At 46.7% G+C, this 17,457-nt stretch carries 14 protein-coding genes and 1 pseudogene; 5 read left to right on the forward strand and 10 right to left on the reverse strand.

Going from position 1 to position 17,457, the window contains the following annotated elements:
• The first annotated feature begins 54 nt into the window (after positions 1–54).
• A complete protein-coding gene (locus tag AC3RV5_RS23075; RefSeq protein WP_489729902.1) occupies positions 55–681 on the forward strand; it encodes a trimeric intracellular cation channel family protein in 627 nt (208 codons plus the stop codon).
• A gap of 83 nt (positions 682–764) precedes the next feature.
• On the forward strand, positions 765–2,279 hold the full coding sequence (locus tag AC3RV5_RS23080; protein WP_489729903.1) for a YifB family Mg chelatase-like AAA ATPase: 1,515 nt from the start codon (positions 765–767) through the stop codon (positions 2,277–2,279).
• On the opposite strand, the gene ilvY is transcribed toward AC3RV5_RS23080, so the two are convergent.
• On the reverse strand, positions 2,276–3,145 hold the full coding sequence (ilvY, locus tag AC3RV5_RS23085) for an HTH-type transcriptional activator IlvY (RefSeq protein WP_489729904.1): 870 nt from the start codon (positions 3,143–3,145) through the stop codon (positions 2,276–2,278). The genes AC3RV5_RS23080 and ilvY overlap by 4 nt on opposite strands.
• A 134-nt stretch (positions 3,146–3,279) precedes the next feature.
• On the opposite strand from ilvY, the gene ilvC reads away from it, so the two are divergent.
• Together ilvC and AC3RV5_RS23095 are read left to right on the forward strand one after the other, a co-directional pair.
• Complete coding sequence (gene ilvC, locus AC3RV5_RS23090) at positions 3,280–4,764, forward strand: ketol-acid reductoisomerase (RefSeq protein WP_489729905.1); 1,485 nt, start codon at positions 3,280–3,282, stop codon at positions 4,762–4,764.
• Positions 4,765–5,249: 485 nt separating this feature from the next.
• Complete coding sequence (locus tag AC3RV5_RS23095; protein ID WP_489729906.1) at positions 5,250–5,585, forward strand: hypothetical protein; 336 nt, start codon at positions 5,250–5,252, stop codon at positions 5,583–5,585.
• 126 nt (positions 5,586–5,711) lie between these two features.
• Here the strand turns inward: AC3RV5_RS23095 and AC3RV5_RS23100 are convergent, their stop codons facing one another.
• The 5 genes and pseudogenes from AC3RV5_RS23100 to AC3RV5_RS23120 form a co-directional block, all read right to left on the reverse strand.
• Positions 5,712–6,353 carry a YiaD family glycine zipper/OmpA-like lipoprotein gene (locus AC3RV5_RS23100; RefSeq protein ID WP_489729907.1) on the reverse strand — a complete coding sequence of 214 codons (642 nt, stop codon included), beginning with the start codon at positions 6,351–6,353 and terminating at the stop codon, positions 5,712–5,714.
• A gap of 178 nt (positions 6,354–6,531) precedes the next feature.
• Positions 6,532–7,758, reverse strand: coding sequence for a multidrug effflux MFS transporter (locus tag AC3RV5_RS23105; RefSeq protein WP_489729908.1), 1,227 nt, complete (start codon positions 7,756–7,758; stop codon positions 6,532–6,534).
• Between the two features lie 124 nt (positions 7,759–7,882).
• The gene (locus tag AC3RV5_RS23110) at positions 7,883–8,395 is read right to left on the reverse strand and encodes a SixA phosphatase family protein (RefSeq protein WP_489729909.1); all 513 of its coding nucleotides are present in this window, start codon (positions 8,393–8,395) and stop codon (positions 7,883–7,885) included.
• Positions 8,392–8,982, reverse strand: coding sequence for a carbonate dehydratase (can, locus tag AC3RV5_RS23115; protein WP_489729910.1), 591 nt, complete (start codon positions 8,980–8,982; stop codon positions 8,392–8,394). The genes AC3RV5_RS23110 and can overlap by 4 nt, the downstream gene beginning before the upstream one ends.
• 100 nt (positions 8,983–9,082) lie before the next feature.
• Positions 9,083–9,617, reverse strand: a pseudogene (locus AC3RV5_RS23120) (EamA family transporter); the annotation flags it as partial.
• A gap of 91 nt (positions 9,618–9,708) precedes the next feature.
• On the opposite strand from AC3RV5_RS23120, the gene AC3RV5_RS23125 reads away from it, so the two are divergent.
• Positions 9,709–11,172, forward strand: coding sequence for a M20 family peptidase (locus AC3RV5_RS23125; protein WP_489729911.1), 1,464 nt, complete (start codon positions 9,709–9,711; stop codon positions 11,170–11,172).
• A 16-nt stretch (positions 11,173–11,188) separates the two neighbouring features.
• On the opposite strand, the gene AC3RV5_RS23130 is transcribed toward AC3RV5_RS23125, so the two are convergent.
• The 4 genes from AC3RV5_RS23130 to proB form a co-directional block, all read right to left on the reverse strand.
• Positions 11,189–13,078 (reverse strand): hypothetical protein, encoded by a 1,890-nt coding sequence (locus tag AC3RV5_RS23130; RefSeq protein ID WP_489729912.1) that lies wholly within the window; start codon positions 13,076–13,078, stop codon positions 11,189–11,191.
• Positions 13,079–13,341: 263 nt separating this feature from the next.
• On the reverse strand, positions 13,342–14,634 hold the full coding sequence (locus AC3RV5_RS23135) for an NAD(P)/FAD-dependent oxidoreductase (RefSeq protein ID WP_489729913.1): 1,293 nt from the start codon (positions 14,632–14,634) through the stop codon (positions 13,342–13,344).
• 253 nt (positions 14,635–14,887) lie between these two features.
• Positions 14,888–16,138, reverse strand: a complete 1,251-nt coding sequence (locus AC3RV5_RS23140) for a glutamate-5-semialdehyde dehydrogenase (protein ID WP_489729914.1) — start codon at positions 16,136–16,138, stop codon at positions 14,888–14,890.
• Between the two features lie 64 nt (positions 16,139–16,202).
• Positions 16,203–17,300 (reverse strand): glutamate 5-kinase, encoded by a 1,098-nt coding sequence (proB, locus tag AC3RV5_RS23145; RefSeq protein WP_489729915.1) that lies wholly within the window; start codon positions 17,298–17,300, stop codon positions 16,203–16,205.
• Positions 17,301–17,457 lie beyond the last annotated feature (157 nt).

The raw sequence follows: 17,457 nt of genomic DNA on the forward strand, positions 1-17,457 counted from the left end.
TTAGAAATACCCAATAACCGGTATCATTGTGCTTCGATTATGGGTGAGAAGATTATGATTACTTGGTTACATTGGATAGACCTGCTGGGCGTGGCGGTTTTTGCCGTATCAGGCACCTTGATGGCTTACAAAAAACAGATGGACGGGTTTGGTGTGGTGGTGCTGGCTTCCGTCACTGCCATTGGTGGTGGCACGTTGCGCGATATGATCCTCGACTTGCCGGTATTTTGGGTCCAGGACCCAAGTTTTTTCTACGCTATTTTAGCTGCTGCATTTTGTACCATCATCTGGCTGCGTATCAGTCATCGCTTTCCGCTGCGTTATCTGTTATTTGCCGATGCTATCGGATTAGCATTTTTTAATGTGATGGGTTTACAAAAAGCCCTGACCTACGGCGCATCACCTCTTATTGCTATCGCCCTGGGCACTATGACCGGTGTATTTGGTGGCCTGATCCGCGACGTTATCTGCCGGGAAATCCCCCTAGTTCTCAAGGGTGAATTATATGCCACAGCCTGTATTTTTGGCGGCGCCAGCTATATAGCTTTGTCCCTTTTAGGCCTGACTAAAGTGTTCTGCATGATAGTGGGGTTTGTCATCACCTTGAGCATACGTTTGCTGGCGATGAAGTGGCATTTGAACTTACCTGTGTTTAGCAGTGCCAATCAACCGGACGCTTAAACACCAAGCCCTAGCTATTCGCTTTATCGCTCGCCATTGACTAGCCTTAGAAGGAATTAAAGTAAGGAGCAACGGAGCTGCTAATGTCCTTAGCTGTGGTGTATTCTCGGGCGAGTGTCGGTATAGACGCGCCCTTAATTACTGTCGAAGTGCACCTGGCTAATGGTTTACCCTGTTTCAATCTGGTGGGTTTGCCCGAAGCGTCGGTGCGCGAAGCCAAAGATCGGGTACGCAGTGCGTTAATCAACTCGGGGTTCGAATTTCCCGCCAGGCGGATTACGGTTAATCTGGCACCAGCGGACCTGCCCAAAGAAGGCGGTCGCTTCGACTTAGCTATCGCTATGGGGATTATCGCCGCCAGCAGTCAATTACCGTTGCAGAATCTTGGAAATATTGAATTAGTCGGCGAACTTGCATTGTCTGGTGAGATCCGATCCGTATGCGGTGCCTTGCCCTTTGCTTATGCCTGCCATCAGGCAGGTCGAATTGCCATACTGCCACATCAAAACGCCCGCGAAGCCGGTCTCATACAAGGAGCCAGGGTTATACCTGTCCGGCAGCTGCTCGACGTATTCCATCATATTAGCGGGCAACAAACATTGCCCCTATATGAAGCGCAGGTCTGTCGGCACAACGCTGACTACGACACGGACTTACAAGATGTAGTGGGCCAGGGCGCCGCCAAACGAGCCCTGGAAATTGCCGCTGCTGGCGGCCATAACCTGCTTTTTACCGGCCCCCCAGGTACAGGTAAAACTATGTTGGCCAGCCGTTTAATCACGATATTACCCCCTATGAATGATGCTGAAGCCCTGGCCAGCGCTGCTATTCACTCCATAGTGGGCAAACCTGTAGATCCTGCTACCTGGAAACAACGGGCGTTTCGCCACCCCCATCATACCAGCTCCGCTGTGGCCCTGGTTGGCGGCGGCAGTGTGCCGCGTCCAGGTGAGATATCCCTGGCACATCACGGGGTATTATTTCTAGATGAGCTTCCTGAGTTCGATCGCAAGGTACTGGATGTATTGCGAGAACCCCTGGAGTCCGGCTTTGTCTCGATTTCAAGGGCGGCTCGCCAAGCCCAGTTTCCGGCACGTTTCCAATTGGTAGCAGCCATGAACCCTAGTCCGACAGGCAGTTTACACGACGGACGCTGCACCGCTGAGCAGATACTGCGTTATTTAAACCGTATTTCCGGGCCATTTTTGGACCGCATAGATTTACAGGTGGATGTGCCCAAATTGACTGCCAATGAGTTTGCTGAACAAGTCAAAGAGCGGGGCCAAAGCAGCAAAACCATCAGACTAAGGGTGATCCAGGCCAGAGACGTGCAACAACAACGGGCCAACAAACCCAATGCCCAGCTCGGTAGTAAAGAAGTGCAAAACTATTGTCAGTTACAAACAAGTGACCAGCAATTTTTGCAACTTGCGGTAGAAAAACTGGGGCTCTCCCTACGCACCTACCACAGGGTGCTGAAAGTCGCCAGAACCATAGCGGATCTCGCCGAGCAGCCCAACATAAAACGCCAGCATCTGGGAGAAGCCCTTAATTACCGAGCTTTTGATCGCATGTTGGCCCAGTTGACGCACAACTAGTTACTGGGGTGTTGACAGTTGAAAAATGCTTGTAGCAAAGGTTCTTCAGCGCGTTTTGTCAGGCAACACAGTCCCAGGTCATAGGGTTCAATATCAGAAATGGCGATCCGGCTTACCCTTTGGCTAACCACTGAGTTATCCACGACTACCTGGGGCACTATGCCCAATCCGAACCCCAGAGCTACCATACTGACGATGGCTTCATTTCCCCCTACAGTGGCATAAACCCGTGGTCTAATACCTTGTTCGGCGAACCAGTGATGCACTATGCGTTTTGAGGGCCCCGAATCAGGTAAAATAACCGAGTGCTGACGCCAGTCTACCTGACTTAGCTGGGTTAGCTTGGCGTCTTTGGGAGCGATTAGTAACAATGGGATTTTACCCAGGGGCAGGAAGCTCAGTTCCTGTGGAAAATCCGGCGTATGAATAGCAATGGCGGCATCGACCTTACGATCCATGACATTGCTTACCGAAAGCGCTGGATCCCCTGTGGTGAGCTTAATTTCTATCTGCGGGTAACTATGGCGAAAACTGTCCAATATCTTGGGTAAGTGGCTGTGACTGGCAGTAACCGAACAATATAAACTTAACTCACCCTGTAATATCTGGTTGTGCTGGTCCAGTTCAACTTTAAGCTGCTGCCAGGCGTTGAGCGTTTGATCCGTAAATGCCAGCAGCTTTTGTCCCGCTACAGTGATTTGTACCTTACGATTATCCCGCACAAATAAGGCATTTCCGCATTCCTGTTCCAGTCGCTGGATAGCACGGCTGAGAGTTGAGGGGCTAACAAACAACGCATCCGCAGTATTGGCAAAATGCAGATTCTTCGCTAAATGCTGAAATAAGACTAAGTTACGGATATCCATAGTAATTATTTTATAATTGCAATATATGAAACGTCATGTTGCAAATATATCATTTTATACAAGTGAATAGATCAACTATTGTTCAGTCACACGAGATCGTCACTGACTTGTTGCACATATAGGAAAAAAAAGACATGGCAAATTATTTTAATACGTTATCTTTAAGACAACAGCTGAACCAAATTGGTCGCTGTCGATTCATGCAACGCAGTGAGTTTGCAGACGGATGTGAATTTCTCAAAGGTAAAAAGATCGTCATCATTGGCTGCGGAGCCCAGGGCTTAAACCAGGGGCTGAATATGCGTGATTCAGGTTTGAACGTGTCCTATGCTTTACGTCAGGCCGCCATCGATGAGAAACGTGATTCGTTTCAGCGCGCCAGTGGCAACGGTTTCACGGTCGGCACTTACAAACAACTCATTCCTGATGCTGATCTGGTTTATAACTTGACCCCGGATAAACAGCACTCCAGTGTGGTAGAAGCCATTTTGCCTCTGATGAAAAAAGGGGCGTCACTAGGCTACTCACACGGTTTTAATATAGTCGAAGAAGGTCAACAAATTCGCGATGATATCACAGTGGTGATGTGTGCTCCCAAATGTCCGGGCACGGAAGTGCGGGAAGAATATAAACGTGGATTTGGCGTCCCTACACTCATTGCTGTGCATCCCGAAAACGATCCACAACAGCTTGGCTGGGAAATTGCCAAAGCCTTGGCCAGTGCAACAGGCGGAGATCGCGCCGGCGTACTCGAATCGTCTTTCGTGGCTGAAGTGAAATCAGATTTGATGGGCGAACAAACTATATTGTGCGGCATGCAACAAACCGCCGCCATACTGGGCTACGAGAAGATGGTAGCCGAAGGGATCGACCCTGCCTATGCTGGCGCGTTGATCCAGCAAGGTCTAGAAGCTATCACCGAAGCCCTGAAAATTGGTGGTGTGACCAATATGATGGACAGGCTGTCCAATCCGGCAAAAGTGAAGGCTTTTGAACTTTCTGTTGAGCTCAAAACATTGTTGGGTCCGTTATTTGGTAAACATCAAGATGACATAATAAGCGGCGAGTTTTCTCGCGCTATGATGGAAGATTGGGCGAATGGTGACGCAAACTTGCTAAAATGGCGAGAAGAAACTGGCCAATCCGGTTTTGAAAACGCGCCACTTTTCAGCGGTAAAATAGACGAACAAGAATTTTTCGATAATGGTGTTTTCATCGTTGCCATGATTAAAGCCGGCGTAGAGTTGGCCTTCGATGTCATGGTTGAAGCGGGGATCTTGCCTGAATCGGCATATTACGAATCGCTACATGAAACGCCGCTTATATCCAATACTATTGCCCGTAAGCGATTGTACGAAATGAATGTAGTTATCTCCGATACGGCAGAATATGGAAATTATTTATTTGCCAATGTGGCGATACCCTTACTCGCGGCCAAACTCATGCCTGAAATAGGCACCGAACTCATAGGCAAGACTTTTTCCGCCAGTTCCAACAGTGTGGATAACAAGACCCTGGTTGAAGTCAACAAAGCCATTCGCGAACATGGCGTAGAGACAATAGGCAGTCAACTGCGAGGCTACATGACTGATATGAAAGCCATCGTTGAGTCCGCGTAAAAGCTGCTCTTCATTCTAGATTACAATTTCTGTCGTTAGGTGCTGTAAAAAGCCCTTTTTGCCCAGCCAATTTGGCTGGGCTTTTTTATATAAAACATAATTGGCTTAATTATTGCCCGATTTATTGGCGTAATTACTGCATAGAAAGATTAGGTCTTTCGTCGCGATTCGCATCGCTGCCTAATTTGTAGCCAATTATGTCTGTATTAACAGGGCAAGCTTGTTTGTGTCAGCAAAAGAAGACAACAAAAATACAAGTTTTTCCCCATCAAAATCAAACAGTTAACTGCTTACCATGAAATAACCGGCTATTCAGTTAACATTTTATATACAGATATGACTATAATGTATGCAAATGGGTACACATCGTAAATGTAAAATGCTCTCAGGCCCCGTGTCACGGGTTCTCAAAGTTGGCCCAGCTATTGCTTTATAAAAGGTTCGTATCCCCCAGAAGTACCCACAAAACCTAAACAGGAAATCTGATGAGCGAAACAATAACTAGACTAGCAAAAATGGGCGATTGGGTATTTGAGGTGAAAATGGTTAGAGCGTTGAAGGTAGCCAAACATGGTGAGCCTTACTCTGCAGTTGCTATGTTAACCGCCAACGGCGAGCAAATGTACATAGACACGCAGCTAACCAAAGACAACGAAGACCTGTCAAAGAGTGATTTTCTTACCATCTACAAGTTTTGTGAATCTTTAGATATGAAATATTTGAGTTACGACAGAATGAAAGATGGCGTTCGCAGTTCCAAAGTGATTGAAATTCAGGAAACTAAAGTAGAAGACCGACCGATTATCCGTTTAGTTAAATAACGGCAGCTTGTTGTCACTTTCCTAGCTTGTTCCAACCAGATTTAATGATCAAAAAAACGCCATGCTTACATTGTTAAGGATAACGATGAAGCTTGTAGCACAGCGTTTTCAGCACAAGTGCAATTTCTAACTTTTGCTCAAAGGGATAATTTTCAATTCTACGCGGCGATTTTTCTGTTTACCACTGGCAGTGTCATTATCGGCAATAGGGTTATATTCTCCCATACCTACTGTACTGATACGTCTGGTATCTACTCCGGTTTGAACCAGGAAGCTTTTCACACTGTTGGCTCGAGATTCAGATAAACGCTGGTTCAGATCATCAGCACCTACATTATCAGTATGCCCTTCTACCATTAATGTCGTTTTTTCATACTTGTTAATGACCAGGGCTACGTCTTTAAGGATAGGGTAAAAGCTGCTATCGAGATTGGATTTACCTGTATTAAAGGTAATACTGCCAGGCATATATAGACGCAGGTTGTCACCTTCTCTGTAGACTTCAACACCTGTATCCGCTAACTCTTCACGAAATTCTTCTTCTTGTTTATCCATATAATTACCGATAGCTGAACCCGCCAGAGCACCCACGGCCGCACCCCACACATAACGACTTTTATCGTTATCTCCGGTACCTTTACCTATTAAAGCTCCAACTATGGCGCCTATACCCGCACCTTTTTGGGTATTGGATGCGTTCGTGCCTGACGCACAACCACCTAGAACTAATCCTGATAATGCTACACCAACGATAAGTCTCTTATACATCTTGTACTCCTTATAAAACTGCTTAGTGAAAACCTTTGCTTGACTAAGCAAGGCAAAATTTCTAGTGCTGATTATCCAACACTTTGCTGAATCACATATGAACGAACTGACCGTGCAGGAAATGTTCCACCCTCGAGTTGCTGCTCCATTATGATAAGCCGTACCGGGCACTGATTAGCTACTTGGGCACTCTTTCAGCAAACCAGAAAAAGGCCAATGACAAACCACCAAAAAACACAAAGCCCAGGGCAATGGGGGTGACAGTGTAGTTGATAAAACTGCCAATAAAAACCGCCGTTGGTACAGACACCACACTACTTAATGAGCCAATTATCGCTGCACCCAAACCCGCGGTGTCACCTAGGGGCTGCATGGCCATCGAATTCAAATTGCCAAATAAAATACCGATGCAAAAAAATGCAGCAAACAAAACTGCGACAAAATAATTAAGCGGGGGGATGCCGTCATAAATCAAACATAAATAGGTCAGCAAAATCGAAAAACTTACCCAGCCTAAGATCGCCCAGGTGCACAATTTACGCATGCCCAAACGCATTACCAGGGTGCCATTGATGAATGACGCGAAGCCGATGGAGAAAGCTAAAAATGCGAAATACAGCGGGAACAATTCCCCCGTATCATAAATATCCTGAAATACCGTTTGGGAGGCACTGATATAGGCCAAAAAGGCACCGAAGACTAGCCCCATGGCCAGGGTATAAAACATCACCAGCTTATGGGTGAGGATGAATCTGCTGGATACGCAAAGTTGGCGCCAACTAAAAGGTGTACGTTTGTCTTTAGGCAGCGTTTCTGGTTGACGTACAAAATACCAGATACCCGTTAGCAACCCGATAAACAAGAATGAAGTGAAAATATGCCGCCAAGAAGAAATCGCTAAAATTGCCTGACCGAAACTAGGGGCTAACATGGGTACCAAAATAAATACCATCATGATAAAAGACATCACCCGCGCCATCGCCTCACCCTGATACTGGTCACGGATAACAGCCAAGGCCGCGATCCTTGGGCCTGACACGCCAAATGCCTGGACTACCCGCCCAACGAGTAACACGGTTAACGAATCAGCCAGCATGCACACCACCGTGCCTATGCCGAAAATGATCAAACCTGAAATAATGACGTAGCGCCGCCCCTTGTCATCGGATAAAGGGCCGTAATATAACTGACCGAAGGCCATGCCAATAAAAAACAGAGATACGATCAGGTGGGTATTCTGGGGGTCGGAAATCCCCAATTCCACAGCGATCTGATTGAGCGCCGGTAACATCGCATCGATACTCAAAGCGACCAATGACGTCATCAAGGCCATCAGTGCCACAAATTCGACTAAACCCAGTGCAGGTTTAGTTTTTATTTTGGATTGCTGATTGGCAGTGGGCATAAGTTAACCATGATAATGAAACAAAGGCAGGATTCTAACACCGGTTGAAAATTAGCTTTAGATTTTTATGCATATTCTTGGCTAAACTTTGCCTGTTGGAGCTTAAATTTGTCAGACAACGATATTATTTCTGTACCTCTTGGTGTTGTAGGCCAAAGGGCAGGATCACCGACTGGGTGTTTACGCCCCGGGTACTTTTGCTGAGAATAAACAGGCGGCCAAAGTCTTGCTCATTCAGACCCTTGGCTTCGCCCCCCATGAGGCGAACCAGTTCGGGGGTAGTATTACTATGTCCGATAACTAAGACTTTATCCTTGACTGCCAGCTTGTCAGCAAAATCTGTTAACTTGGCGGGAGAATAATACTCAATTTCCAGACCCAACGCCTCAGCTAGCGGCTGGGCACTTTGCTTGGTACGTTGATAATCGGTCGAATAGATTTTTGTTAAGGGAATGTGGGCGAAAAAGCGGGCTAAGAACTGCGCCCGCTCCTGGCCTTTAACGGTTAACCCCGGATCTTCACCAGCGAGCTTTTCGAAATGGCGCACAAAATACCAGCGCTGCTCATCAGCCGAAGATGCCGATGAGCAGAGCAACAAACAAGCTGCAATCCAACCATTGCGCCGATTTACATTCACTTGTTCTGCTTTGAAAGATCTTTTATTCGGCCATTACGCAAACTATAAATCCAACTGTGAATAGTAATGTCCTGACCCCGTTTTAGAGCATCTTTGACAATATTGCTGCGTCTTATATTTTGTGCCTGTTCAATGGCATTGAGTTCACACAGACGCGCTGCACGTTGCACGTTATCGAGTTGACTTAATTCATCTTTATGGTAGTGGGCAATATCTTTGATATGTCCCAGCCAGTTGTCAATCAGCCCAAGTTGCTGATCCTGCAAGGCTGCCTCTATTCCGCCACAGCCATAATGACCACACACGATCACATGTTTGACCTTTAACACATCAACAGCGTACTGCAACACCGACAAACAGTTGAAATCCGTATGCACCACCAGATTGGCCACATTACGATGGACAAAAATATCACCTGGCACTAAACCCAATAGCTGATTAGCAGGTACCCGGCTGTCCGAGCAGCCTATCCACAAATATTCCGGCTTTTGGCGCTTAGCCAGCTTGTCAAAAAAACCAGGCTCTGCTTTGTGCATACTTTCCGACCAATTTTTATTATTTTCAAGTAGTTGTAATATATCGCTCATGTGCCCTCTCTTTAATTGTCTGCAGTATAAGGAAACTCTGTCGTCTAACAACTCCTACCAATTGACCCTACATCTATTTTGGGTAATTAAGCAGATTTCATCATCCCTGTTGCGGGATGCGCCTTGTGAGCTTTCCCATGACTACCGCATTGCCAACCAGTACCACAAAAACTCCAATCACTGGCTCTACCTGCCATTGATAACCTTCAAGGCAGGTTAAAAGTAGCAAAGCGACTATGGGATAGACCAGCACCACATAAGCGGCGTTGTCGGAACCCATTTGCCACACTAATTTCATGTAGGCCCCAAAGGCCAGTACTGGGCCACAGCGCTTAAATAAGCTAATGATAAATAGTAGGACGGCCGGATGCTAGCACCCATTCAAGCCCACTAATCAGGGCAAATGTGAATATGAAAAATGTGCCGTAGGTCATCGCCCAGAAATTCATTTGGATCACCGGTGTGCCGGGACCCAGGATACGCTCCGAGATCACATTACCCAGGGAAACAAAAAAGAATGAAGCCAACGCAAAACCGATGCCTAACATCAACAAGGTATCGGCCCGTACCTTGGCAAATTCCGGGGAGAAGAAAAGGACTATGCCCAACATGCCCAGAGTCGCACCAAACAAAATAAACTGGAGTTTGCCAACTAGCCTACCTGAATAACTTGACGTTATACTGTCCAGCGATTCTATCTCTAATCACAGCATAAGTAGCTAACTAATGAAAAAAGTTTTACTGGCATTGGGTACGGTGGGTATTGTCCTTGTCGCGGTATTATTGTATCGCACGGCAATGGTATTTGAGGATCATCAATACCAGGTGTCCACGCCTCTTGAACTTGTGCAAATTGATAAACAAGGCGCTATCGAAAGATTTAGCCAAGCCATTCAAATCCAGACCATATCTTTTGATGATCGCAGCAAATTCGACCAGCAAGCCTTTCTCACTTTTCATCAACATCTAAAAGACGCCTTTCCCTTAGTACACCAACGCACCACAGTTACAAAAATTAACCAATTCAGTATTGTGTACCATCTTGGCGGTAGTGATCCAAGCCTTAAACCCGCTCTATTTATGGGTCATATGGATGTGGTGCCCGTTGACGATGCCACTCGAGACCAATGGCAGCAGCCCCCCTTTAGCGGGGCCGTGACTGACACCACTATTTGGGGGCGGGGCAGCATAGACGACAAGGTCAGCGTATTAGCATTGATGGAGTCCATGGAAATGTTACTGGCGCAAAACATTCAACCCAGACGTGGTATCTACTTTGCTTTTGGTCATGATGAAGAAGTGGGGGGAGAGCAAGGTGCCAAGGCCATAGCGGCTTACTTTAGCAAACAAAAGCTGCGATTTGAATTTGTGCTGGATGAGGGTGGGGTTATCACTCAAGACCTGATGACAGGCGTCGATAAACCTGTGGCCATCATCGGGGTGGCTGAAAAGGGATTTGTTAACCTGCGCCTGACGGTCAATGCCGATGGCGGCCACTCATCCCAGCCGCCCCAACACACCGCGGCCGGCATTCTGGCCCAGGCAGTGATAAAGGTGGAAGCCCATCCTTTTGCTGCCAATCTGGCTTTTATTCAAAAGACGTTTAAACACATTGGCTATTTCACCGGTTTGGGGACCCGCTTGCCATTGGCAAATATGTGGCTATTTTCACCTATAGTAGAAAACATGATGCTGGCCACCCCCAGCTCTGCGGCCAGTATCCGCACGACCACAGCAGTGACCATGCTCAAGGGCAGCTCAAAATCCAATATATTGCCTACCCAAGCTGAAGCAGTTGTCAACTTTCGCACCTTGCCCGGCGACACCGCAAAGGACGTTGAGCATTATATTAAAGGGATTATTGATGATCCGCGGGTTCAGATTGAAGCCTTTATGGCCAGTGAAGCCTCTCCTGTCTCCTCCATTGACAGTCTGGGATACAAATTGATTGAACAAACCATCAGACGCCTGGATGATAGCTTATTGGTGGCCCCCTATCTGGTGCAAGGTGGGACAGATGCCAAGAATTTCTACTCTCTGTCAGACAACGTTTATCGTTTTATGATGGTGCGCCTAAACCCACAAACCCTGAAGCGTTTCCATGGGGTCAATGAGCAGATAGCCATTGATGACTATCTGCAGGCGATCCAGTTTTATTATGCCATGGTCCAACAAACAGCCCAGGGTTAGTTAACCTGAGTTAAGATTAACTTTCGTGTTCTTGAAGATCTTGTCGCAGTTTGCCTGCGGCTTGTTCTTCCAATTGTTGACGTTTAGCAGCCTGGTCGTCGACCTGATCTGACTGAGAACGGCTCGCTTCGTTGACTCGGTAAATGGTCTCAGCGCTGCTTAGATCCCGCTCGTTGGTAATAGAGGCAATCGCTTCTCTTTTACGCAGAAAGCTCGTTATTTCGCTGACTATAGCCGACATTTCCTGATTGTTTTTATGCATCTGCATAACGTATCTGGGCATTTCGAGGTTTTTGCTGCCGCTGGTAGCAAACGTTGATGTCATCACTCGGGAAGTAATGATCCAGGGCGTAATAGAACTCCTCACGACTACGTTTTCCGAGCGAGTGGAATCGTGTATAGACATGCCAGTGGAAACTTTACTTTCGGTAAAGGTACCTTCAGTTTTCATCCACATCAGCAAGCTGCTAAATTGCATTTCAGCCCAAAACAGATTCGTGCCCCGAGCCAAAATTGTAGCGCCGGCAGAAAGTGTTAACCAGCTAAACAACAGCATCAAAAAGCCATTTAACTGCTGGCCGAACGTCTCCAGAGTCTGAGTTGCCTGCGCCTCAGTCAGACGTTTAAGATCAAAAAGCTGATCCACAACAAACTGGTATAATTGATAGCCATCATTGACAGTGAAAAAGAGTAACAAGGCTGCCAAAAACACTAGTAGTTGCGCCACTCCCGTTGCCATTAAGCGAAACGCGTTGAATCTAGCGCTAAAATTTAGCTGACTGAATTCTGGTTGGGTCTCTATCAGCAGTTTACCTTTAAAACTACCTTTGCCTTGGCTCTGTTCTTGTAATTGAGGATCAAACTCCTGATACATACGATTAGGAATTTCTTTATAACGGCGATTCGCCAGTACGATGTTTTCGATATTGATAAAGATTTCGTTGGGATGTACGGATTCCTGTAAATTTTCCCGATACTCGCTGACTTCAGTACTGGGTTTGGCCAGCTCCAACCGTTCGTGGATCATCACCCAGGATACCCCGATAACCCCACCAATTAGCAAGATCAGCAACAGTAAATTCCACCAGGCATCGAATGCCACCACATCGGCCATCACAGACTGCCATTGTTGGGCAGTGGAAGCATCGAGTTTACTGTAGGCAAAACCCACCCCTATAGGCACCACTATGGCAAATATCAATAACTTGGTTAAGCTCGCTGCGGTTTTACTGTGTAATTTACGCATGTTTTGCGCCGCCAGAGAACGGGAAGTTCTATGCCATTCGACCACCAGATAAATTAACAGCAAAACTGACAAGATAGGGGTGATCACTACACCCGCATCCCCCACCAAACCTGAAGCTGAGACAAAATAGGCCGCTCCGAAGGCAATTAAACCGACTATAGTTGCGCATACCAGTCCACCCAATTCCTGAACAAAATTACGAATAGGATAGGGGCTGAAGACCAGATGGGGGAGCAGGGTATGGATCAAACGCGCGACCCAGCCTTCAGGCTCAGTAAATGTCGAGTTTTTGCGCCCCATTAACATGGATTCCAGTTCCTGGGCGTCATAACCGGTTTGATTTCGCTCGCGTTCGGCATTTTGTCGCTCACTGGCATTATGGTTATAAGCCAGGGAAGTCGGCACTGAGCGGCCGACAAAGTATTTGAATAACTGAAATAATCCTAGACCCAGATGCCTGATACCCAGGGTTAATAAGGTTAAGCCAAGCAAGGCATTGACCCATGCCAATCCCATATCGACTTGCAAATCCTCTGCTACACCCAACAAGGCGATCACCCCTAAGAGTGCAATTGCGCCACCACTGATAGCTTTGGCTATGCCTTGGGGTTTAAAGGGATTATTAATGCCTAAGGTATTGGTACCAAAATCATATGCCATGGCTATTTGTTCCTGTTATTTGCTTGCCGTTATGGGTTGACTGTTAATACGCAACACCATGTTATGAATGTTAACCCACAGATAAAGGCGGTCTCTCATCATAATGCTAATGGTTTATCGGACTCAGTTTTGATTAACTTAGCTTGTATATCAAGGGGGCATTAAAGCTAAAATTGCAAATACGCCAGGATGGTGGCGCGCACCTTACGCTGTCCTTAACACGCTGACCGGGCATCACAGGCCAGTGTTTACGCCAAAAGCAGTTAATGCAGTTTCAATTTTGGTCCGACAATTTTACTCACTTTGCGGCTCAACATGACTAATATGGCTTTTAGCCAGCCGTGTACGGCAAACTGGTGCATGCTGTACAAAGAGGTATAAACCAAACGTGCCAACTTACCCTCAACAAACATGCTGCTATTGGACAAATTACCCATCAGACTGCCCACAGTGCTGTATTTACTCAGGTGCACCAAAGAACCATAATCGCTATATTCATAGTCTTTTAATGGTTCGCCATGCAGCTTATGTACAATGTTTTTAAACACGATTGATGCCATTTGATGAGCAGACTGAGCCCGAGGTGGCACCCATGAGCCGTTTTTTTGTTGAAATGCACAGCAATCCCCGAGTACAAAAATATCCTCGTGATTAACCGCTTGCAGATGCTCGTTCACCAGCACTTGTTGGCTGCGATTCGTATCAAATATGCCGAGGTCTTTGATCAGATCAGGGGCTTTCACACCCGCCGCCCAGACCATAAGATCCGCTTCAATCAATTCATCATTGGCGTTCACAAAACCGTTTTTTTCTGCCCGAGTAACCTTGGTATTTTCATATATTTTCACGCCAATTTTCTCTAGTGCTTGTTTGGCTGCATTGGCAATACGTTCAGGCAAGGCCGGCAGCAGGCGTGGACCCGCTTCAATAATTGAAACTTCAAGGCGTTTAGCCGACATCTCAGGCATACCGTAAGCACGGGACAAATTAGCCACGTGATGCAACTGAGCTGCAAGCTCGGTACCTGTTGCACCAGCGCCAACAATGGCTATGCGCAACTGGGATTGCTGGGTGTCGGGCTGATTAACCCGCAGCATTTGGTTGAGTAAAGCGCGATTAAAACGTTCAGCCTGTGCCAGGGAATCCAAAAAATAACTAAACTTGGCGACCCCGGGAGTCCCAAAATCATTGCTCACACTACCAATTGCCAGAACTAAAATATCAAAAGCAATTTTACGTTCAGGCAAAATCAGCTGATTTTCTTCGTCATGCAGGGCATCTAACGAAATGGTTTTATCCTGATCGTTGATACTGTTCAATGTACCTTGCTGAAACTCATATTTGAATCGACTGGCGTGCATACGATAATCCACCCCATCAGAGCTTTTATCAATCACACCTGCGGCCACCTCATGTAACAGCGGCTTCCAAACATGGGTTCTGACTCTGTCGACCAAAATCATTTCCACTGACTGGTGTTTGCGACAATAACTGCTGAGTTTTGCGACTAACTCAAGCCCACCGGCTCCGCCGCCTACTACGACTATGCGTTTCATGCTTATTACCTTTTAAAGTTGTTATAGAATTTGAGTCAAGGGTGACAGACGCCGTTGGCTGCCTGCCACTGGTTAGAAGAAATGGAAATCACCAGTGGTCGGCCCAAAAGCATATCCCAGGACGTGCCTTTAATCGGTTAGTACTTAGCCTGACAATTAACTCTCCACGGCCTGACGAGTCCCACGGTATAAGTAGCACAGCTAATCTGGGCCATTATCGAATGAGCTTGAAATTGCCGAGTTTTAGACTACCTTAAGCCCTGGTTTCACCATCACCCATAACGATGAACTTTTCTGTGGTCAGTGACATGGCTCCCATGGGTCCATAGGCATGTAATTTACTGGTAGAGATGCCAATTTCTGCGCCCAGACCTAATTCCCCTCCGTCGGAGAAGCGTGAAGAGGCATTAGCCATGACTACTGCGGAATTGATAGTACGGATAAACTGTTGTGCGCGGGAATAATCCTGTGTAGCAATCACTTCAGTATGGCCTGAACCATAGGTCTCAATATGTTCAATTGCCAGCTCAAAACTGTCCACCACTCGTATTGCTATTTCCATGGCCAGATACTCAGCATGCCAATCGTCCTCTGTGGCCAATTCAGCTTGAGCAAAGTACTCCTGACTGCGCTGGCAGGCATGTATCCTGACCTTATGTTGTGTTAGCAGGTTTGCCGCTTTAGGCAGGAAACTGTCAGCAATGTCTTTATGCACCAATAAGGTTTCCAGCGAGTTACAGGCACTGGTGCGCTGGGTTTTACCGTTTTCTAGTAAATTTAACGCCTTAACCGGGTCTGCAGCACTGTCTACATATAAGTGACACACACCTTTGAAATGTTGGATAACTGGAATTCGACTATTTTGGGTAACAAAACGAATGAGACCTTCTCCACCACGGGGAATAATCAAATCAATGTCGTCGCTAAGGGTCATCAGTTCGTTCATCACGGCTCTATCAGGATCCGGCACAACTACCACAGCTGCGGGATCCAGCCCGTTTTTGTCCATAGCGAAACTGATACACGCAGCTAAAGCCAAATTTGAATGTATGGCTTCTTTACCGCCACGCAGTATCACGGCATTTCCTGCTTTTAAACATAAGGCAGCAGCATCTATAGTTACATTGGGGCGAGACTCGTAAATCATGGCGATCACGCCCAAGGGAATACGCATTTTTCCCACCTGGATCCCGCTTGGCATGCGCTCAATCCCACTTATGCTGCCCACAGGATCAGCTTGTGCGGCGATATTGTTTACCGCATCGGCAATTGCCTGAATGCGCTGTGGGTTTAGCAGTAACCTGTCTTGCATGGCGTCATCAAGTTTATTGGCCCGTGCCGCCAGCAAATCTTTTTCATTGGCCGCTAAAATCTGCGGGGTTTGTTCTAACATGCGTGTGGCTATATCAGTCAATAGTGTATTTTTTTGCTCCGCCGTTAATTTGGCAACCTGGCGTGATGCGAGTCTGGCGGCTTTCGCGGCCTGTGTTATTGAAAATTCCATACCTTACTCCCGTATTATGTTTGTGTAATCCGCAGTAGTGGGATAAAAATCGCCATTTACTGCCTTATATCAGCACCAAATCATCTCGATGAATAATTGTTTCACCAAACGAATAACCCAACATGGCTGCAATTCTATCACTGTGTAAACCCTTTATCTGTTTAAGATCGCCAGCGCTGTATAGGGTGAGGCCTTTAGCCACGATCAGCCCATCATGTTCAATATCTACCGCCTCACCTGGTTGAAAGGTCCCATCCACCGACACTACGCCCGATGGCAGTAGGGATGCGCCTTTGTGGATCAATGCCTGTTGTGCGCCTAGATCGATGGCTATTTTGCCTCTGGATCTGAGGGTATGTTTGAGCCACTGGGAACGGGCATTACCTTTGGATTTATTCGGTGTAAACAAGGTTCCTTGGGTTTCTCCGTTGAGCAACTTGGCAAATACCTGACTGTCACGACCATTTACAATTAAAGTCTGAATACCACATTTGGCGCATTTTTCCGCCGCCTGTATCTTGGTGCGCATACCTCCTGTCCCGGCCAAGCTGCCTGCCCCCCCAGCTAAGGCATGGATCTGCGGGGTAATTTCAGTCACATGGGGAATGAAGTTGGCTCGAGGGTTGATTCTGGGATCGGCGTCATACAAACCATCAATATCCGAACATATGATCAGGATATCCGCCTGGGCTACCATGGCCGTATACGCTGCCAAGTTGTCGTTATCCCCAACTTTTAACTCGTTAATGACCACAGTGTCGTTTTCATTAACTATGGGCAAGGCGTGATTTTTCAGCAGTTCCCGTAAGGTATTTTTAATGTTCACATACCGGGTGCGATTGTGTAAATCATCAGAGGTCAGCAACATTTGCGCGCAATCAAAGTCAAACAAATTTGCCCAATTGGCCATCATCTGAGTCTGGCCAATGGCTGCCATTGCCTGCTTTTCGGCAATAGAAGGGTAATGTTTGTGGGCGATTTTACTGCGCCCGGCAGCCACACTGCCAGAAGAGACTAAGATTACCTCTTTGCCTGCAGCACGACTGGCACTAATAAAACGTGCAATGGGTAACAGGTATTGGCTACTGCAATGTTTACCATCCGGGGCGATTAAGGCACTGCCCACTTTTATTACCGCTCTTTGCCACGCCAAGTGCGCCATATGCGATCCCACTTTCTAATTTAGGTTGTAGATTACGACAAATACCATAAGAAACAAGTTGTTAAAATTATAAGCTATGGCAAAAAAAGCCACTTATTAGCTATAGAATCTTAAAGCTGTAAAAGTGGTGTTTACTCTTGTGTACAATTTTCTTACA

It is taken from the genome of Paraglaciecola sp. IT1134 (assembly GCF_058068185.1).